At 66.4% G+C, this 17,570-nt stretch carries 19 protein-coding genes and 1 pseudogene; 11 read left to right on the top strand and 9 right to left on the bottom strand.

What is annotated here, in order from left to right:
* Positions 1–83: 83 nt before the first annotated feature.
* Complete coding sequence (locus tag NGK62_RS21755) at positions 84–812, top strand: GntR family transcriptional regulator (RefSeq protein WP_251880306.1); 729 nt, start codon at positions 84–86, stop codon at positions 810–812.
* A gap of 35 nt (positions 813–847) precedes the next feature.
* Here the strand turns inward: NGK62_RS21755 and NGK62_RS21750 are convergent, their stop codons facing one another.
* Positions 848–1,834 (bottom strand): tripartite tricarboxylate transporter substrate binding protein, encoded by a 987-nt coding sequence (locus NGK62_RS21750; RefSeq protein ID WP_059379703.1) that lies wholly within the window; start codon positions 1,832–1,834, stop codon positions 848–850.
* A gap of 195 nt (positions 1,835–2,029) precedes the next feature.
* On the opposite strand from NGK62_RS21750, the gene NGK62_RS21745 reads away from it, so the two are divergent.
* The 5 genes from NGK62_RS21745 (at position 2,030) to acdA (ending at position 7,437) form a co-directional block, all read left to right on the top strand.
* Positions 2,030–2,911, top strand: coding sequence for a LysR family transcriptional regulator (locus NGK62_RS21745; RefSeq protein ID WP_059379704.1), 882 nt, complete (start codon positions 2,030–2,032; stop codon positions 2,909–2,911).
* Positions 2,912–2,929: 18 nt separating this feature from the next.
* Positions 2,930–3,841: a LysR family transcriptional regulator gene (locus NGK62_RS21740; RefSeq protein ID WP_251880927.1), complete on the top strand. Its 912-nt coding sequence runs from the start codon at positions 2,930–2,932 to the stop codon at positions 3,839–3,841.
* Positions 3,842–3,961: 120 nt separating this feature from the next.
* Positions 3,962–5,161, top strand: a complete 1,200-nt coding sequence (locus NGK62_RS21735) for a CaiB/BaiF CoA transferase family protein (RefSeq protein WP_251880303.1) — start codon at positions 3,962–3,964, stop codon at positions 5,159–5,161.
* A gap of 57 nt (positions 5,162–5,218) precedes the next feature.
* Positions 5,219–6,178, top strand: a complete 960-nt coding sequence (locus tag NGK62_RS21730; RefSeq protein ID WP_118931959.1) for a Bug family tripartite tricarboxylate transporter substrate binding protein — start codon at positions 5,219–5,221, stop codon at positions 6,176–6,178.
* A 53-nt stretch (positions 6,179–6,231) separates the two neighbouring features.
* Entirely contained in the window at positions 6,232–7,437 is a 1,206-nt protein-coding gene (gene acdA, locus NGK62_RS21725; RefSeq protein ID WP_118931960.1) for a 3-sulfinopropanoyl-CoA desulfinase, read from the top strand.
* Between the two features lie 142 nt (positions 7,438–7,579).
* On the opposite strand, the gene NGK62_RS21720 is transcribed toward acdA, so the two are convergent.
* The gene (locus NGK62_RS21720) at positions 7,580–7,909 is read right to left on the bottom strand and encodes a hypothetical protein (protein WP_124260346.1); all 330 of its coding nucleotides are present in this window, start codon (positions 7,907–7,909) and stop codon (positions 7,580–7,582) included.
* Between the two features lie 211 nt (positions 7,910–8,120).
* Here NGK62_RS21720 and NGK62_RS21715 point away from each other — a divergent pair.
* Positions 8,121–8,288, top strand: a pseudogene (locus NGK62_RS21715) (LysR family transcriptional regulator); the annotation flags it as partial.
* Positions 8,289–8,320: 32 nt separating this feature from the next.
* Positions 8,321–8,767, top strand: a complete 447-nt coding sequence (locus NGK62_RS21710; RefSeq protein ID WP_251880301.1) for a GNAT family N-acetyltransferase — start codon at positions 8,321–8,323, stop codon at positions 8,765–8,767.
* Positions 8,768–8,866: 99 nt separating this feature from the next.
* On the opposite strand, the gene NGK62_RS21705 is transcribed toward NGK62_RS21710, so the two are convergent.
* Positions 8,867–9,793 carry an alpha/beta hydrolase gene (locus tag NGK62_RS21705; RefSeq protein WP_251880298.1) on the bottom strand — a complete coding sequence of 309 codons (927 nt, stop codon included), beginning with the start codon at positions 9,791–9,793 and terminating at the stop codon, positions 8,867–8,869.
* 180 nt (positions 9,794–9,973) lie between these two features.
* On the opposite strand from NGK62_RS21705, the gene NGK62_RS21700 reads away from it, so the two are divergent.
* From NGK62_RS21700 to NGK62_RS21690, 3 genes are all read left to right on the top strand, one after another.
* On the top strand, positions 9,974–10,492 hold the full coding sequence (locus NGK62_RS21700; protein WP_251880296.1) for an O-acetyl-ADP-ribose deacetylase: 519 nt from the start codon (positions 9,974–9,976) through the stop codon (positions 10,490–10,492).
* Positions 10,493–10,548: 56 nt separating this feature from the next.
* Positions 10,549–11,118 carry a YdeI/OmpD-associated family protein gene (locus tag NGK62_RS21695; protein ID WP_251880294.1) on the top strand — a complete coding sequence of 190 codons (570 nt, stop codon included), beginning with the start codon at positions 10,549–10,551 and terminating at the stop codon, positions 11,116–11,118.
* 65 nt (positions 11,119–11,183) lie between these two features.
* The gene (locus tag NGK62_RS21690) at positions 11,184–11,594 is read left to right on the top strand and encodes a VOC family protein (RefSeq protein ID WP_059379712.1); all 411 of its coding nucleotides are present in this window, start codon (positions 11,184–11,186) and stop codon (positions 11,592–11,594) included.
* A 38-nt stretch (positions 11,595–11,632) separates the two neighbouring features.
* Here the strand turns inward: NGK62_RS21690 and NGK62_RS21685 are convergent, their stop codons facing one another.
* From NGK62_RS21685 to NGK62_RS21660, 6 genes are all read right to left on the bottom strand, one after another.
* Complete coding sequence (locus tag NGK62_RS21685; protein ID WP_251880285.1) at positions 11,633–13,006, bottom strand: 3-deoxy-D-arabino-heptulosonate 7-phosphate synthase; 1,374 nt, start codon at positions 13,004–13,006, stop codon at positions 11,633–11,635.
* Positions 13,007–13,071: 65 nt separating this feature from the next.
* Positions 13,072–13,557 carry a GlcG/HbpS family heme-binding protein gene (locus tag NGK62_RS21680; protein ID WP_059379714.1) on the bottom strand — a complete coding sequence of 162 codons (486 nt, stop codon included), beginning with the start codon at positions 13,555–13,557 and terminating at the stop codon, positions 13,072–13,074.
* A 141-nt stretch (positions 13,558–13,698) separates the two neighbouring features.
* On the bottom strand, positions 13,699–14,307 hold the full coding sequence (locus NGK62_RS21675) for a response regulator transcription factor (protein ID WP_059379715.1): 609 nt from the start codon (positions 14,305–14,307) through the stop codon (positions 13,699–13,701).
* Positions 14,308–14,324: 17 nt separating this feature from the next.
* The gene (locus NGK62_RS21670; RefSeq protein ID WP_251880284.1) at positions 14,325–15,761 is read right to left on the bottom strand and encodes a sensor histidine kinase; all 1,437 of its coding nucleotides are present in this window, start codon (positions 15,759–15,761) and stop codon (positions 14,325–14,327) included.
* A gap of 63 nt (positions 15,762–15,824) precedes the next feature.
* Entirely contained in the window at positions 15,825–16,985 is a 1,161-nt protein-coding gene (locus NGK62_RS21665; RefSeq protein ID WP_373428964.1) for an HPP family protein, read from the bottom strand.
* Between the two features lie 92 nt (positions 16,986–17,077).
* Entirely contained in the window at positions 17,078–17,530 is a 453-nt protein-coding gene (locus NGK62_RS21660) for a MarR family winged helix-turn-helix transcriptional regulator (protein WP_059379717.1), read from the bottom strand.
* Positions 17,531–17,570: the final 40 nt, after the last annotated feature.

The following is a 17,570-nucleotide window of genomic DNA, read 5'->3' as shown; positions in this document are numbered from 1 at the left end:
GGGTTTTCCTGGGCATGGCGGCGCGGGTTCCGCGTAGTCCCTCCCGTGCCGCTCCCGCCGCACGGTGCAACCAGGCAGGTTTCATGTCACAGAATTCGCCGCTTTCCGCTTCCAACCCGTCCCGTTCCCAGGCCGCCAGCCCCGGCCGTTTGGTGCGCAAGACCGCCGTCGAACTGGTGGTCGACGAATTGCGCGACCGCATCCTGTCCGGCGCGCTTCCTCCCGGCTCGGCGCTGCGCCAGGAATTGTTCGCCGAGGAACTGGGGGTGAGCCGGCTGCCTGTGCGCGAGGCTATCCGCCAGCTCAGCGCCGAAGGGCTGATCGACATGATTCCGCATCGCGGCGCCTACGTCTCCATGCTGTCGCGCGCCGAGGTGCAGGAGTTCTTCGACATCCGGCTGCGGCTGGAGCCATGGCTGTTGCGCCTGGCCGTGCAGCAGCGCGAGCCCCAGGACCTGGAGCTGGCGAGCCAGGTGGTGGCGCAGATGGACACGGCCGAGCCCGAGCAATGGGGGCGCCTGAACTGGCAACTGCACGAACTGCTGTACCGTTCGGCGCAACGGCCCGCCGCGCTGGCCATGGTGCGCGCGCTGCACGAAAAATCCGAACGCTATTTCCGCTTCCAGATCGTCAACGCGCCGATCCGCCAGCAGGCCCACGACGAGCACAGTGAACTGATCGCGCTCGCCCGGCAGGGCCGGGCCGAAGACGCCGAAGCCGCGCTGGAGCGGCATATCGGCGAAGCCGCCGAGCAGATACTCGCCATCGTCGATCATCTGCTGGATGCGTCGGCCTTGCAGGAACCCGCCTAGACGTCCAGCTCCAGCGTGCCGCAGCCGCGCTGGCCTCAATTGATCTTGATGTTGCGTTCCTTCACCAGCGTCTTCCATTGCGCGGTCTCGCGCGCCAGGTGGTCGCGCAGTTCATCCGGCGTGCCGCCGATGGGCTCGGCGCCGATGGAGTCCAGCGTGGCGCGCACCTTGGCGTCGTTCAGCGATGCGCGCATCGCGGCGTTCAGTTTCGCGACCACCTCGGGCGGCGTGCCGGCGGGGGCGAAGGCCGCGAACCAGGGCATCAATTCGTAGCCGGGCAGGCCGCTTTCCGCGACGGTGGGTACGTCGGGCAGGGCGGCCGAACGCTTGCTGGTGGTCACTGCCAGCGCCCGCAGCTTGCCGGCTTCGATGTGCGGCTTGGCGGAGGTGATGCTGTCGAACATGTAGTCCACCTGTCCGCCCAGCAGGTCGGCGACGGCGGGGCCGCTGCCTTTGTAGGGCACGTGCAGCATATCCACCTGGGCCATGGACAGGAACAGCTCGCCCGCCAGATGGATGGAGGTGCCCACGCCGGCCGAGGCGTAGGTGTAGTGGTTGGGCTGCGCCTTTGCCTTGGCAATGACGTCCTGCACGCTGGTGGCGCCGGTGCGCGCGGGATTGGTGACCAGCACGTTCGGCACCACGGCCAGCAGCGAGATCGGGGCGAAATCCTTGATCGGGTCGTAGTTCAGGTCCTTGTACAGGGCCGGGTTGACGGCCATGCCGTTGGCGACGATCAGGATGGTGTAGCCGTCGGGCTTGGCGCGGGCCACGCTGGCCGCGCCGATATTGCCGCCCGCGCCCGCGCGGTTCTCCACGATGAAGGTGGTGTTGAGCTGCTTGCCCATGGATTCGCCCAGGGTGCGGGCGATGCTGTCCATCGCGCCGCCGGGCGGGAAGGGAACGATCCATTTGACCGGGTGGTCCGGGTACGTCTGGGCCAGCGTTGCGGACGCGCCGCCCAGCAGCGCCAGGCCGGCACAGGCCAGGGCGATTCGTTTGAATACAGGGCGCAAGCGCATGATGGTCTCCGTAATGCTGGAATTATTGTGGTGTCGCGCGCCTTTGGCCCAAGGATCCCGGGCAGGTAACTTCCGGGATTCATACTTTCAAAGTGCAGGGTTGCGCGACGGTTCAGTATGGCTTGCGTTTTCCCTGCGAGTCCAAGACTATATGGGTTCCGATTGATACCTTTATGGTATGTATGGAGCCATGCCATGCAACTGAGGCAACTGCGTTATTTCCAGGCTGTGGCGGAGGAAGGCAGCTTCACCCGCGCGGCCGCCCGGCTGCACATGGCCCAACCGCCCCTCAGCCGCCAGATCCGCCTGTTCGAGGAAGAACTCGGTGTGCAGCTGTTCGAACGCACCACGCGGGCGCTGCGTCTGACGGAAGCGGGCCGCTTCCTGCTGGAGCAATCGCGCCTGTTGACCGCGCGCCTGGAAGAGGTGCTGGAAGGCACGCGCCGGCTGGGACAGACCCAGCGGCGCTGGTTCGGCATAGGCTTTGTGCCGTCATCCCTGTACGGCTTCGTGCCCGAGCTGATCCGGCAGCTGCGCAACGCCGACCCGCAGGTCGAGGTGGGTCTCACGGAAATGACCACCTTGCCGCAGCTGGAAGCGCTCAAGGCCGGCCGCATCGACCTGGGCATAGGCCGCATCCTGTTCGACGATCCCGCCATCGAGCGGCGGGTGCTGATGACCGAAGCGCTGATGGCCGCGGTGCCGCTGGGCCATCCGATCGCGCGGCTGCGGCGCGTGTCCGTCGAACGCCTGGCGCGCGAACCTTTCGTGCTGTATCCGGCGCGCCCGCGGCCGAACTTCTCCGACCATGTGTTGGGCCTGTTCCGTGCAGCGGGACATGCGCCGCAGGTGGTGCAGGAAGCCAACGAACTTCAGACCGCCATCGGCCTGGTGGCGGCGGGGCTGGGCGTGACGGTGGTGCCGGCGTCGGTGCAGCGCTTGCAGCGGCAGGATGTGGCGCACGTGGCGATTGATGCCGATACCTTCGTGTCGCCGGTGATCGTCAGCTACCGCAAGGATGACACGTCGGCGTTCCTGGCGCGGGCGTTGGGGCTGGCGCAGGCGCTGGCCGGTTAGCAGCAAGGAGACATGACCATGCCGGATCAGGCCGCGAAATCCCTCTCCCTCAGGCAACTGGAACTGCTGCTGGCGCTGGCCTCCGCCGACAGCATCGCGGGCGCGGGCGCGCGGCTGGGGATGACGCCCTCGGCCACCAGCCACGCCCTGCGCACGCTGGAGGCCACGCTGGGAGCGCCCTTGCTCGACCGCAACGCATCGGGCGTGCATCTTACCTATGCCGGGCAGCAGATCCTGCCGCATGTCAGGGACGTGTTCGCCTCCCTGCAGATCGTGCGGGCGACGGCGAACGCCAGCGCGGGCTTGCGTTCGGGTCTGCTGAATCTGGGTTCGCTGGGGGCGAGTTCCTCACTGAACATCCTGCCGCAGCTGCTGGAGATGTTCAAAGCCCGATATCCGGGCGTCGATGTGTTCGTTACCGAGAAGCCGGACCCGGAACTGGAGCGCGCGCTGGTCGAACGGCGCATCGAGATCGGCGTGGTGGCCTTGCCCAAACCGGATTTCGACACGCTGCCGCTCGTTACCGACGAGCTGATGGTGGTGCTTCCTGCCGGCCACCCGCTGGCCGGGCGCAAGACGATCGCGGTGAAGGAGCTGATCGCCTATCCCCTGATCATGACGCGCGCCGGTTCGCAGCCTGTCATTACGCGCATGTTCGAGCGTGCCGGCGCCAAGCCGCATATCGCGCACGATCTTTCGCAGATCATGTCCATCCTGGAATTCGTCCGGCGCGGGCAGGGCATCTCCGTGCTGGCGTCGCTGGTGCTGCCGCAGGCCTACGACGGGCTGGTCTACCGGAAGATCAGCCCCGCTTCCAAGCGCAGGATCGGGTTGGCCTGCCTCAATGAACGCAAGCTGTCGCCTGCCGCGCATGCCTTCTGGGCCATGGTCAGGGACGCCGCGCCCAAGCTGAAATTTCCGGTCAAGTAGCGCCGCGCGTCGCCCGTCCGGACCGGGCGGCAAGCCGTCCTTCATATTGAAAAAAAACTCAATTGAAGGTGAGGATTGCGAATTTTAGACTGCATCGATCGACTCTGATGGAGAAGGCGTATGCAGTCAGTGGAAGCTTCCGCGCTCAAGGGCGTGCGTGTCCTGGACCTCTCGCGCATCCTGGCGGGTCCCAGCGCGACGCAGCTGTTGGGCGACCTGGGCGCGGACGTGGTCAAGGTGGAAAAACCGGACGAGGGCGATGACACCCGCAAATGGGGGCCGCCTTACATCAACGACCAGGACGGCCGCGCGACCGCGGAAAGCGCCTACTACCTGAGCGCCAACCGCAACAAGCGGTCCATCGCGATCGACATCGCCACGGCGGCGGGCCGGGAAACGCTGCATCAACTGCTGGACCACGCCGACGTGCTGGTCGAGAACTACAAGGTCGGCGGCCTGGCCAAGCACGGGCTGGACTATGAACAGCTCAAGCACCGGTATCCGCGCCTGGTCTATTGCTCCATCACCGGCTTCGGGCAGACGGGGCCATACGCCAAGCGCGCGGGCTACGACTTCCTGATCCAGGGCATGGGCGGGATCATGAGCCTTACCGGCGAGCCGCAAGGCGCGCCCATGAAGGTGGGCGTGGGCATCGCCGACGTCATGACCGGGATGTATGCCGCCGTCGGCATCCTGGCGGCGCTGCGCCACCGCGACCTGACCGGCCAGGGCCAGCACATCGACATCTCGCTGCTGGACAGCCAGATTGCCTGGCTGGTGAACGCCGGGACGAACTATCTCGCCAGGCAGGAGCCGCCCGTCCGCCTGGGCAACGGCCACCCCAACATCGTGCCCTACCAGGTATTCGACGCGGCGGACGGTCCCATGATTCTTGCCGTGGGCAACGATGCGCAGTTCCGGCGCTTCTGCGAGGTTGCCGGCGTGGCCGGGCTGGCGGACGACGAGCGCTATGCCTCCAATGCGGCCCGCGTCGCCCACCGCGTCGAACTCTGCCAGCGGGTACAGGAAGCGCTGGCCCGGCGCCCCAGGCAGGTTTGGCTGGAACAGCTGGAAGCCGTGGGCGTGCCTTGCGGTCCGGTCAACGACCTGCGCGACGTATTCAACGACCCGCACGTACAGGCTCGCGGCGCGCAGTTGCGCATGCCCTGCGCATGGGCGCAAGGCGGCGAACTGAACCTGTTGGCAAATCCGCTGAAGCTGTCCGCCACGCCGGTCTCCTATCGCAATCCGCCGCCCCGCCTGAACGAGCATGCGCGGCAGATCCTGGACGATTGGACGGCGGGCGGTCCGCCGGACTGACGTCACACATCTTAGACAACACCGCTTCGACGAAGGCGGACACAAGAGGAGAGAGGCATGGATAGGAGACAGTTGCTGGCGCTGGCCGCATTGACGCCATTGAGCCGCGCATTTGCGCAAGGCAAGTATCCGTCGCAGAGCATCAGGCTGGTCGCGCCCTATGCGCCGGGTGGAACCGTGGACATCCTGTCGCGGCAGTTGGCCGAGCCGATGCGCGCCAGCCTGGCCCAGTCGGTGATCGTGGAAAACCGCGGCGGCGCCGGTGGCACGCTGGGCGCCGACGCCGTGGCCAAGGCCCGTCCCGACGGCTACGCGATCCTGTTCGGGGCGGTGCATCACGCGATCGCCCAGTCGGTGTATCCGAAGCTGGGATACGACATCCGCGAGATGACGGCGGTGGGTTTTCTGGGACGCGTCAACCATGCGCTGATCGTCAACAAGGATCTGCCCGCGCAGAATGTGCAGGAGCTGGTAGCGCTGCTGAAGGCCAATCCGGACAAGTACAGCTATGCCACGCCGGGCGCGGGCACCATGCAGCACCTGATGGCCGAATACTTCAAGAACGTCACCGGCACCCAGATGATGCACGTGCCTTACCGCGGCTCGGCGCCGGCGATCGTGGACATCATTGCCGGGAACGTGCACATGATGTTCGAGACCATGCCTTCGGCCATCCAGCACATCAGGGCCGGCAGCGTGCGCGCGATCGCGGTGACGTCCAAGGTGCGTTCGCCCAGCCTGCCCGACGTGCCCACGGCGGCGGAGAGCGGCGCGGCCAATTACGACGCGACCAGCTGGTATGGCATCTATGCGCCGCCGTCCACGCCCGCGGACGTGGTGCGCGTGCTCAATGCGGCGGTCAACGAGGCGTTCGCCGATCCGGCTTTCGTTCAGCGCTGGATTGCGTTGGGCGCCGACGCGGGCGGCGGCACGCCGCAGGAGCTCGCCGCCCTGACGCGCAGCGAAGTCGAGCGCTGGGCCGAGGTGGCGCGGCGCGCGGATATCAAGGTGGGTTGATGCCGGCGGGCCTGGCGGCCCGGCCGGAGTTTTGCACGTAGCAAGGATGAACCATGACTGAGCTTTCTCAAGAACAATCGGCGCTGCAGCAGCGCGCGCGCGAACTGGCGCAGACCGTATTCAAACCGACGGCCGCGGCCACCGACCAATCCGAACAGTATCCCTGGGACAATGTCCGCCTGCTGCGCGAAAGCGGCTTCATGGGCATGACGATTCCGCGCGAGTACGGCGGACAGGGGCTGAGCTATCTCGATACCGTCCTGGTCGTGGAGGAAATGGCCAAGGCTTGCGCCACCATGGGACGCATCACGGTGGAAGCCAATATGGGCGCAATCGGCGCCATCATGCAATACGGCAGCCATGAGCAGAAGACGCTGGCCGCCGGGTGCGTGCTGGCGGGCGACAAGCCCGCCATCTGCATCTCGGAGCCCCAGGCCGGCAGCGCCGCCAGCGAAATGGGCACACGCGCCGTGCGTGTGGGCGACGACTACCTCATCAACGGCGAGAAATACTGGATCACCGGAGGCGGGGTGTCGCGCCTGCACCTGATCTTCGCGCGCGTGTTCGACGAGGGCGTGGATCTGGGCATAGGCGCCTTCATCCACGTGCGCGCGCCCGACGCCGCGGACGATGGCCTGGAGATCGCCAAGCGTTCCTACGCCATGGGCGTGCGGGGCATACCCGAGACGTACATCAAGTTCCGCGACCTCAAGGTGCACAAGTCCATGCTGGTGGCGCCACCCGAGGGCCTGAAACGCGGCTTTGCCGGGCTGATGCAGGCCTACAACGCCCAGCGCGTGGGCGCGGGCACCGTGGCGCTGGGCATTGCGCAGGGCGCCTTTGAAGAAGCCGTGGAATACGTCAAGCAGCGCCAGCAGTTCGGCCGGCCGATAGCGGAGTTCCAGGGCTTGCAGTGGATGGTTGCCGACATGGCCATCCAGTTGAACGCCGCGCGCCACATGCTTCATGCGGCCGCGCGCAGCGGCACGCCGCGGACTTTCGGCTTTCCGGACTTGTCGCTGGCCGCGCAGGCAAAGATATACGCGGCGGAAACGGCGCAGCGCGTGACCAACGACGCCTTGCAGCTGCACGGTTCGTCAGGCTATGGGCGCGACCTGCCGATGGAGCGCCACGTGCGCGACGCACGCATGTTCACGATCGCCGGTGGCACGGCGCAGATCCTGCGGACTCAGGTCGCCTCCGCCGTGCTGGGGATGAAGCTGCCGCAGACGCGGGACGGGTATTTGCGAGGACGGTGACTTGCCGTCCTGAAGCAACGCCCTGGCGTAAAACCAGGGCGTTTTCGTATTTTTAGCTTGTATATATTGGATATGGCCTGCTGATTATCCAATACGGATTTGGGAGTGCGTCGCACGGTGCGACGTGGCGCGACAAAATCAGTCAACGCCTGCAAACAAAAAAGCCAACGAACAGCATTCCAATTAAGGTTCCTCCCAGAGCCAGCGCTGCGAGCTCTCCGCGTTGCGACTCGTGGAAATACAAAATACACGAGAAGGCAGCGGTAAGCACGATCAACAGGACCAAAACAAAAGCGCGCCATTTTTTCAGAAACGCACAGCGCACATCGTGCAAGGCGAATTCAGGTTTGCGCATGAGTTTTCGCGTAGAAAAGCGGCCGGTATTAAATTCTGCCAAATATCCCGCTGATGGGATAGTGATGTCCAGCGCATAATCTGTTCGTATAAACCCTGATTCCTTGTTGGTGCGCATCCTTTGCATTAGTTCGTTGATGGGAATCGTATTCGATCGCGTTAATGCCAATACCGTTTCATTAATCGTGACATGGCAAAGATGATTCGGCCCGCCGAATATCGCAAACTGCGGTTTGGATTCACTGGATTAACTAGTGGCAGGACACCAGTTCAGGGGTAACGCCGGCGGGCAAAGGTCCGTGCGTTCCCAGAATAGGCCGGTCGCAAGGCCCGGGCAGTGGGCCTTTGAGATAGATCGCAAGCGGCGCAACGTCGGGGTCCGTGGTCCATTCCAAACTACCACGATGGCGGTCTATTCCGCCGTCAGCGCCGGGCTCGGCATCGCCTATTCGCCACGGTGGCAGATCAGGCACCTGCTGGATGCGGGGCAGGTAGACTAAGAATCCCCCAATCCCGATGCGCAGCAATCATGTCTTTCCAAACGCAGGTCCGAATCGCCCAGAGCGTAGACATCGATTCGATTGTTGAACTGGATCCGATCGCCAGGCAGGAACCGGGCAGGAGGACATTTATCGCCCAGGCGGTGGCTGCTGGCCAATGCTGGGCCGCGACGGCAACGGAGGATGCTTCGGCGCTGGTCGGTTATGGGGTGCTTGACCGCTCGTTCTTCGGACATGATTTCATTCCGCTGATCGTCGTCAAGCGTTCGGCTCGACGCCGTGGCGTCGCGACAGCCATTATGCGGACCCTGGAACTGCAATGCCAGGGAGGAAAACTGTTCACGTCGACAAACAGGTCAAACATCGCGATGCGCCAATTGCTTGGCCGGCTTGGCTTTATCAGAAGCGGCCAAATCGAGAATCTGGACGACGGCGACCCCGAGCTCGTATTCGTGAAGCTCCGATCGTCCCTCTGAGGGGCGTCATAGGTCTGAGGTTGTCCAACCCCACCCCATCACGGCGGACAAGGCCGCGATGCCACATGGCGCGGAAGGCGAAGGACTTTCTCTATTGCTTCAGCGCACCGGCAGCAGATATTTCAGGGCCTGCATAAAGCCGCGCGGCGCCACGGTGAGATGGTCCTCGTCATTCAGTACCACCGACTTCAGTTTCAAGCCTGGATACTGCCGGCTTTGCAGCGCCGCCTCCAGCGCACGGTTGTCGGCGACCATGTCCACCGTCTGGTTGTAGCGACGGTCGCCTTTGCGCAGGGCTTCGTAGGCGCCGACATAAAGATAGACATTCGCCGTCAGGTCCCGATGCTGCTGGGCATAGCGCGCTTCGAGCTTCAAGGCATGCCGTTTGTCGTACCAGAGGGACGGGCTGCCGAGGACATAGCCGTTGAACATGCCGGGCTCGGTGAACAGGATCTGTGTCCCCAGCAGCGCCCCATAGGAGTGGCCAAGAAAGAGGGCTCTGGCCGGGTCGGTCCGGTAGCGGGCGGTGATGTAAGGCTTCACCTGATCGCGCAGATACGCTTGATAGGCGCGCGCCTGGCCATGGACCGCGTTGGCCGGTGCCGTGCTTGGGCCGTTCGGTGTCGGCGTGTAGTCGCGCTGGCGGCTGACTCCGCCATCTTCCCCCTTGCCATATGACAGGCCGACAAGAATGAACTCCTCGATTTGCGGTCCCTCCACGTTCAGGCGGCGCGCCAACTGCCGGATGATCGGGAAGGCGTAGTCGGCGTCGGTCACATAAAGCACCGGGTAGCGCCGTTGCGGCTGTTTCGCATAGGACGGCGGCAACGCGACATAAACCTGATAGCCGCGGCCCGACACGGGATCGGGCACGTCCCATACTTCGCTATCGGCAATTTCATATGGGCGGCCCTCGCCAGATTGCGCTTTTGGCGTCGACTGGGCCAGCGCTTGCGTCGAACCGCCGGGCACGCCGACGCTCACCAGGAGGGTAACCAACAGGGCAATCAAAAGGCGTCGTTGCATGTGGGGAAACGGCGTCAGCCTGCAATCTTGAGTGCATGAAGTGGGCGGAATTGTAGACTGGCAACATAATCCCGATCCGTCGCCGCCAGCAGGCGTGATGAGTGCCGTACGCTTGCCTGCAGGAAGATCGCCCTGCAAGTGCGCCGCGGCGACGGCGTTCGTACCGCAAGGAGCAAGATCATGGCCACAAGCCTGCGCGCAATCCGTTCAGATATCACGAAGCTGCACGTGGACGCCATCGTTAACGCCGCAAACTCCTCATTGCTGGGCGGAGGGGGCGTCGATGGCGCCATCCACCGCGCCGCGGGTCCGGATCTTGTGCATGAATGCAGATTGCTGGGCGGCTGCAAGACGGGGGATGCGAAGGTGACCAAGGCCTATCGCCTGTCCGCGCAGTACATCATCCATACCGTGGGGCCGGTGTGGCGGGGCGGAGAGAGCGGGGAGCCGGCGCTGCTGGCCAGTTGCTACCGCCGATGCATCGAGCTGGCGGAAGAAAGGGCGGTCACGTCGATTGCGTTGCCCAGCATCAGCACGGGGATATATGGGTATCCCATAGTGTTGGCGGCGGAGGTCGCTGCCAAAAGCGTCCGCGAAAGTCTGGCCGGGGACTCATCCATACTGGAGGTGATCTTCTGCTGCTTTTCGGCGGAAGACCTTCTTCAATATGAGCGCATCTTGAATCGGCCGCGTGCATGACACTGTGCAGGGCTGCCGCGAGTGGTTTGTTGGACTGCCATTGAACGGAACGCTCCATGACTGAACCTCGCCTGACATTCCTGGCCCAGAGCGAATGGGAAGATTGGTTGACGCACAACGGCGAGACGTCGGCGGGGGTATGGCTGCGCATTGCCAAGAAAGGCGCCGGGCAGCGGACCTTGACGTACGCGCAGGCGGTGGAGAGCGCGCTTTGCCATGGCTGGATCGATGGCCAAAAACAGGCTGAAAGCGAAGAAATCTGGCTGCAGCGTTTTACCCGGCGTTCTCCGAAGAGTATTTGGGCCAAACTCAACACGGATCGGGCCGAAGCGCTCATCGCTGCAGGCAGAATGCTCCCTGCCGGCATGCGGGAAATCGAAAAGGCCAAACAGGACGGACGCTGGGCCGCCGCCTATGCCTCTCCCAGCAATTCGGTCGTGCCGGACGACCTGCAAGCCGCGCTGGACGCCAATCCCCAGGCCAGCGCGTTCTTTGCGACGCTGAACAGCCGGAACCGCTACGCCATTCTGTTCCGGATCCAGCATGCCAAAAGGCCCGCAACGCGGGCGCGCAAGATCCAAGAGTTCATCGGCATGCTTGATCGCGGTGAAACGATTCATCCCTGAAGCGGGACGTTCGACAACCGATGAAAGCCGCAGGACAATGCCAAGTTCGACCCGGGAGAATCCGCATGCCAGCATTTCAAATCAAGCACCTGGACCATGTCGTGCTCAGGGTTCAAGACCTGGCGCGCAGTGTGGATTTCTACACGAAGGTATTAGGCTGCTCCGTCAAGAAGAAGAACGACAAGCTCGCCATGATCCACCTGAGCGCCGGCGGGTCCATGATCGATCTGATCGATGTGCAAGGACCCTTGGGCGCCGCTGGCGGGGCCGCGCCTGAAAAAGAGCGGCGCAACGTCGACCACTTTTGCCTGCGGGTCGATCCGTTCGATGAAGCGGCCATCGTGCAACATCTACAAGCGTTTGGCATTGCGGCGGACAAGGCCGTGTTGCGGTATGGCGCGGAAGGCGAAGGGCTTTCGATCTATTGCTTCGATCCCGATGGCAATCAAATCGAGCTGAAGGGGCCCGCGGTCTAGGGCAAGCACAATACGAAACCGGCCCGCGGGCGTGGGCCTCAGCGCGTGGCGCCTTCGATCGCCGCCATCAGGTCATCCGGGTGCGCCATCAGTTCGCGCGCCTGGCATAGCGTCGGGTATTGCTGTAGCACGCCGGCCCATTGGGCCGATTGCAGCAGCTGTTGCCAGACCGGTTCCAAGGTCTCGGGGGCCGCGTCCAGACCCTGCGCCAGAAGACCGGCATATTCCAGGCTGGGCGGCGCGGACAGCAGCTGCATGCGGCTGGCGGCGCTGAGCAGGCGCGGGATCGCATCGGCCGGGCCGTCGCAGACATAGAGCACGGTGGTATCGAGCTGCGGGCCTTCGGCGGGCAACGCCCGCAGCGCCGCGCCACGCAGGGGGTACCGGCCCTGGCGCGTACTGAAGGCGTAGTCGGTCCGTGGATCGGCTTGCGTCAGCAGGCGCAGCCCGCGCAGCAGGCGCGGAAAGTCGGTGGCGGCCGCGTCGGCCGAGGCCTTGGCTTCGAGCAGCAGGCACAGGTCCCAGGCCGGCGGCGCGCCATCGCCCGCAGCCCGGCGCAGCAGCGCGGCATCCCATTCTGTCTTGGCGCGGTCGGTGTTGGCCGGCATCGAAGGCGGTACGCGCATGGAGGACACGGCCTGGTAGGCCTGGCTGCCATCGGCGTCGTTGAGACGGCGCGCCAGGGCCTGGAGCGCTTGCAGCGCCTGCGCCTCGACGGCGTCGCCGCGCAACCGCGAGGCGTTGCCTTCGGCCAGGGCGGTGGCGCTGCCCGGGCGCGGGCCTTGCTGTTCCCACAAGGCGCGGTAGCGGCGCACGTCGCTGTCGGCGGTCAGGGCGTCCAGGCGTTGCAGATGATCCAGCGCGGGGCTGGCGAGCAGGCGGTCGAGCGCGGCGGAGGCCGGTTGGGCTTCGGAGGATAAACCGAGAAGCCGGCGCGCGGCTTCGGGCAGCGCCGCCCAGGACTCGGACGCCGCCGCCGCTTGCAAGGCGGCCATGGCGTCGCGCGCGGGGCCTGCCGGCATGCGTTCAATCTTGGCGGGGTGGGCGATGGCGTTGGCGGCGGCAATGATCTCGCGGCGGTCCTGGGCGGCGCGCGCGGCCAGGGAGGCATACTCGCGCACGAGCGGCAGGCGGTGCCGCAGCAGCATGGCCTGGAATGCGGGATCGCCGTCGGACTCGCGCATGGCGTCGCGTATCAGGCGCGCCATGGCGTCGAGAAAGGCCTGCTTGACCGTGGCCGGCGGCGCGCCGCCATCTTCGAGCGACTGGCGGGCCTGTTCGATGGCGACGGCGAGCGCGGTTGCGGGCGCGGCGTCTTCGGCGGGGATGCGGGAAATGGCGGGTACGCGATAGCGCCGGGCGGTGCGGCGCAGGATGGCGTCGAGCAGGGAGAGGGAGGGCGGCTGGGGCATGGCGCCCCAAGCCTACCGCGATGCCGCTGGCGCGGCAAACGCGCCGCGTCCCGGCCGGCAGCGGCTTACTTGAACAGTTCGGCGTTCTCTTGCAGGGCGGTGTCCGCGCATTGCGCGTCCAGGTTGCCGCCGGGGGCGCCCGCCACGCCGATGGCGCCGATCACGGCCGAGCCGGCCTTGACGGGCACGCCGCCGCCCAGCACCAGGAAGCCCGGAATGTCGGTCAAGGTGGCCGCGGCGGGATTCTTCTGCACGTTTTCCAGCATCGTCAGCGTCGGTGTCTTGGCCGAGACGGCGGTGTAGGCCTTGGCGCGGCTGGCCTCGATGGTGTGCGGGCCGGCATTGTCGGCGCGGGCGAAGGCCTTGAGCAGGCCGGCGCGGTCCACCACCGAGGCGCTCACGTTGTAGCCCTTGGCCTGGCAGGCGGCGACGGTGGCCGTGGCCAGCTTCTGCGCGTCGGCCATGGACAGGTTGCTCTCGTTGAGCACGGCGGCGTTGGCGGCGCCGGCGCAGGCGAACAGGGCGGCGAAAGCGATGAGTTTGGGCGACATGTCTGTGTCCTTAGTGGGTCGGTGACAGGAACAGACAGAGTAAAGATGGCGGCCGATCGGCGGTATTCGGTCGGCTACGCTGGGGCCTCCGTAGGGCTACGGAGGGGGGCCGTGCAAGGTTGCTGGCCGCCTGGACCGGCCTTAGCCCAGCAGCCCCGCGTACTCGCGGATCAGCCCGGCCAGGTTGTCCGCTTCCAGCTTGGCGAAGACGTTGGCGCGGTAGGTCTCCACCGTGCGCGGCGACAGGTCGAATTCGCGCGCGATCTCCTTGTTGCTCAGGCCCTGCACGACGCGTTCCAGCACGTCGCGCTCGCGCCCGGACAACTTGTCCAGCCGTTCCTGCGCGGCCTGGGTCACGGCGAGTTTTTCGCGGCTGGCGATGTGGGTGCGCACTGCGGCCTGCACCGCGTCCAGGAAGACGTCGTCGTCCACGGGCTTTTGCAGGAATTCCATGGCGCCGCCCTTGAAGGCGCGGCGGCACAGGTCCACGTTGGCATGGCCGGTCAGCATGACCACGGGCAGGTCCGATTGCTCGGCCAGCCGGCTCAGCACGTCCAGGCCGCTGATGCCGGGCATGCGGATGTCCAGGACCACGCAGCCAATGGACTGCGGGTGCAACTGGGCCAGGAAGGCCAGCGGGTCGCCGTAGCCCTCGCTGCGCAGGCCCACGCTGCGCAGCAGCAGCGCCAGGCCGTCGCGCACGGCGTCGTCGTCATCGACCAGGTAGACCAGCGGGGATTGTTCGAACATGGGAGATTCCTGCGGCGTCAGACGGCGGTGGCGCGCGGCAGGCTGACCGTGAAGCAGGCGCCTGCCGGGCTGAGATTGCGCGCGGCGATGCGGCCGTCCATGGAGCCGGCCAGCGTGTCGCACAGCGCCAGCCCCAGGCCCATGCCTTGCGGCCGCGTGGTGTAGAAAGGAGCGAACAAGCGCGGCAACGCGTCGGCGGCGATGCCGGGGCCGGTGTCGCTGACGCTGAACAGATAGGTGTCGCCATCGGCGCGGCCCTCCAGCGAGATCTGGCGCGGCCCGGCAACGTCGGCCAGCGCATCGGCGGCGTTCTGCACCAGGTTGTGCAGGATCTGCTCCAGGGCCACGCGGTCGCCCAGCGGACGCATGCCCGGGTTGGCGTTGTGCCAGCTCAGCCGTATGCCCAGCCGGGCCAATTCCGTTTCGCGCAGAAAGCGCAGCGACGCCACCAATGCGTCGGGGTCCAGCGCTTCGCGCCGGGCGGGCGAGCTGGGCTGCACCAGGGCGCGCATGCGGCTGATGATGTCGGCGGCGCGCTTGGCCTGTTCGGCGCTGGCCAAGAGCGCGTGGCGCACGGCGGGGCGTTCCTCTTCGTCGTCCAGCAGCCGCTCGGCGGCGCGGGTCTGGGCCAGGATGGCGGTCAGCGGCTGGTTCAGTTCGTGGGCGATGCCGGCGGCCATTTCGCCTAGCGTGCTCAGGCGCGCCATGGCGCCCAGGCGCAGTTGCTCCTGGTGGCGGCGGGCCTGGGCGCGGGAACGCTGCCAGGCCGCGGCGCCGGCCACCAGCAGCGCGCTGGCCAAGCCCCAGGCGAGCCAGGTGGCCCAGGGCCAGACGCCGGGTGTCAGCGTGCGCGTGCTGCGCATCTGGAAGGGCTGGCTGGCCGCGCCCAGCGGCTTTTGCAGGGCCAGCGGCCAGCCGGGACCGCTGGCGTTTGGCTGCTTGTCCAGCAGCCGCAGCGGGGTCTGGTCCACCGTCAGGGTCAAGTTGGCCAGGCCGGGAGGAAAGTCGGCCGCGGGTATCAGCTGGCTGGCGTCCAGCAGCAGGCTCCAGCTGGAGGGCGCCACCAGCCAATAGCGTGCGGTGTCCACCGGCAGCGTCACGGGCCGGCCCAGGCCGCGCGCGCGTTCGACGGCGGCCGCCAGGCCCGGGGGTTCGGCCACGCTGCCGCTCCAGGCGCCGCCGGACAGGTAGCCCAGCCCCAGCAGTTGGGGCATGGCCGGCCGCAGGCTGGGATAGAGGCGTTCCGGAGCAGGGGGGTGGGAGAGGGCGGCCAGGGTCGCCAGCACGGCTTCATGCTGCACCGTCTTCTGGCTCAGCATGCGCTGCGCCACGCTGGTGCTCTGGGTGAAGCGTTCGTACTGGTCCACATAGTCCTGCCGCCCGATCCAGAGGGCGCCGAAGGTGAACAGGACCAGCCAGCAGAAGAAGGCGCGAGCGCGCGATAGGGGATTCACGCCTGAAATTATGCCTTGCGGCCAACGCGGGCAGGAATCCGTAGGGCTACGGAGGGTCGGCGCTCAGGCCGCCAGCCGCTGGGCGTCCGGGTCCGGCGCCTGCGAGCTGGCCGCGAGCGCGATCTGGTACAGCGCCGCCACCAGGTCCGATTGCGTCACCAGTCCGACCAGGTTGCGCGCTTCATCCAGCACCGGCACGCAATGCAGGCTGTCCGACATGGGGCGGGCCAGTTCGATGACGGGCAGGCCCGGGGTGGCGAAGGGCACTTCGCTGCGCATGCAGTCGGCCACCAGCAGGCCGGGCGCGGCATCCGCGTCGACGGCGACGGCAGCCAGCCGGGTTTGGCGCGCCAGCACGTCGCCCTGGCTGACCATGCCGGCGTAGCGGCCGGCCGAATCCAGCACCGGCAGCGCCTGCAGGCGATGCTTGTCGAACAGACGCACGGCGTAGTCCAGCGGGTCCTGGGCCTGCACCGTGACCACGTCACGCGACATGATGTCGGCGCAATGCACGTCGCCAAAGCGCCGTACGCTGGCGCGCATTTCCGCGGCCAGGACGATTTCTTCCAGGTCTTCCTTGCTGATGTCCAGCAGCTCGCCGCGTTGCGTGAGCGCGTCGTCCAGGTCGGCCAGGCTGAAGCCCAGGCGGGCGCTGGGCGCTAGGTCGCGGGTGTTGTGGCCGGCGGCCGGGTCGGCGTGGCGGCGCGGATAGTTGCGCTTGAGCGCGCCATTGAAGACCACGGCGATGCAAAGCAGGATGGCGGAGTTCAGGGCCACAGGCCAGAGCGCGAAGCCGTAGCCCAGGCTGGCGACGGCGGGGCCGCCCAGCACGGCGGTCAGCGCCACCGCGCCGCTGGGCGGATGCAGGCAGCGCAAGGAGAACATGGCGCCGATGGCCAGCGCCACCGCCACGGCGGCGGCCACGCCAGGCACGGGGATGAACTGGGCGCAGAAGACGCCGATCAGGGCCGATACCAGATTGCCGGCCATGATGGACCAGGGCTGGGCGAGCGGACTGGCGGGGGCGGCGAACAGCAGCACGGCGGACGCGCCCATGGGGGCGATGAACCAGGGGCTGGCGTCGCCCAGCGCGTGGCGGCCCACCCATTCCGTGCAGAACAGGCCGAGCAGCGCGCCCAGCGCGCCGTACAGTTTCTCGCGTCCGTTGACGCCCACCGGCGCTGGCGCGAACGAGCCCAGCCAGCGCTTGATTGCTACACCCAAAACGATCTCCTCGCGCATCAATATGTCGCGGGGCGACAATTTATCACGCGAGGCAAGGCTGTGCTGCATAAGCTTATGCAGCAGGACGTGGATCAGGCGTTGCCGGAGTCGTCGCCGATGCGGGTCAGCAGGCGCGTCAGCAGCGGGCGCATGGCGCGCAATTCTTCCAGGTGCGAGGCCGAGAGGTCTTCGAGCATGCGCTCGGCCTTTGCGGTCAGCACGACCTCGACGCGGCGGCCGTCTTCGGGGTCCGCCTCGCGGCTGACCAGGTCCAGGCGCGCCAGCCGGCCCACCAGTTCGGCGGCGGTGTGCGGGCGGATCAGGAGGCGTTCGGCGATTTCGCCGACATACAGGCCACGGCGGCCGGGGGCGTTCTTGCGGGTGCCCTTGATGGCGAGCAGGGCCTGGTGCTGCTGCGGCATCAGGTCCAGCCCGGCGGCGGCGTTTTCGCTGAAGGCGGCAAAGCGGCGCAGCGCATAGCGGAAGTCGGCCAGGAGCTCGTAGTCCGTGGCGGTCAGCTGGGGTGGGGGCGGGGGCGGTTTCACCTGGCCGATTCTAATATATGTCGTGATACGATATATATGA

This window comes from Achromobacter sp. Marseille-Q4954, assembly GCF_943737025.1.
Classification (GTDB): Bacteria; Pseudomonadota; Gammaproteobacteria; order Burkholderiales; family Burkholderiaceae_B; genus Achromobacter; species Achromobacter bronchisepticus_A.
The sequence above is the reverse complement of the archived record's forward strand: the minus strand, read 5'-3'. Positions and strand labels throughout refer to the sequence as shown.

Excerpts from the sequence above, each read along its gene's own strand:
- NGK62_RS21755 (WP_251880306.1), top strand. The coding sequence starts at position 84 with ATGTCACAGAATTCGCCGCTTTCCGCTTCCAACCCGTCCCGTTCCCAG.
- acdA (WP_118931960.1), top strand. The coding sequence starts at position 6,232 with ATGACTGAGCTTTCTCAAGAACAATCGGCGCTGCAGCAGCGCGCGCGC.
- NGK62_RS21690 (WP_059379712.1), top strand. The coding sequence starts at position 11,184 with ATGCCAGCATTTCAAATCAAGCACCTGGACCATGTCGTGCTCAGGGTT.
- NGK62_RS21720 (WP_124260346.1), bottom strand. The coding sequence starts at position 7,909 with ATGCGCACCAACAAGGAATCAGGGTTTATACGAACAGATTATGCGCTG.
- NGK62_RS21700 (WP_251880296.1), top strand. The coding sequence starts at position 9,974 with ATGGCCACAAGCCTGCGCGCAATCCGTTCAGATATCACGAAGCTGCAC.
- NGK62_RS21735 (WP_251880303.1), top strand. The coding sequence starts at position 3,962 with ATGCAGTCAGTGGAAGCTTCCGCGCTCAAGGGCGTGCGTGTCCTGGAC.
- NGK62_RS21710 (WP_251880301.1), top strand. The coding sequence starts at position 8,321 with ATGTCTTTCCAAACGCAGGTCCGAATCGCCCAGAGCGTAGACATCGAT.
- NGK62_RS21730 (WP_118931959.1), top strand. The coding sequence starts at position 5,219 with ATGGATAGGAGACAGTTGCTGGCGCTGGCCGCATTGACGCCATTGAGC.
- NGK62_RS21745 (WP_059379704.1), top strand. The coding sequence starts at position 2,030 with ATGCAACTGAGGCAACTGCGTTATTTCCAGGCTGTGGCGGAGGAAGGC.
- NGK62_RS21685 (WP_251880285.1), bottom strand. The coding sequence starts at position 13,006 with ATGCCCCAGCCGCCCTCCCTCTCCCTGCTCGACGCCATCCTGCGCCGC.
- NGK62_RS21705 (WP_251880298.1), bottom strand. The coding sequence starts at position 9,793 with ATGCAACGACGCCTTTTGATTGCCCTGTTGGTTACCCTCCTGGTGAGC.
- NGK62_RS21675 (WP_059379715.1), bottom strand. The coding sequence starts at position 14,307 with ATGTTCGAACAATCCCCGCTGGTCTACCTGGTCGATGACGACGACGCC.
- NGK62_RS21695 (WP_251880294.1), top strand. The coding sequence starts at position 10,549 with ATGACTGAACCTCGCCTGACATTCCTGGCCCAGAGCGAATGGGAAGAT.
- NGK62_RS21740 (WP_251880927.1), top strand. The coding sequence starts at position 2,930 with ATGCCGGATCAGGCCGCGAAATCCCTCTCCCTCAGGCAACTGGAACTG.
- NGK62_RS21680 (WP_059379714.1), bottom strand. The coding sequence starts at position 13,557 with ATGTCGCCCAAACTCATCGCTTTCGCCGCCCTGTTCGCCTGCGCCGGC.
- NGK62_RS21750 (WP_059379703.1), bottom strand. The coding sequence starts at position 1,834 with ATGCGCTTGCGCCCTGTATTCAAACGAATCGCCCTGGCCTGTGCCGGC.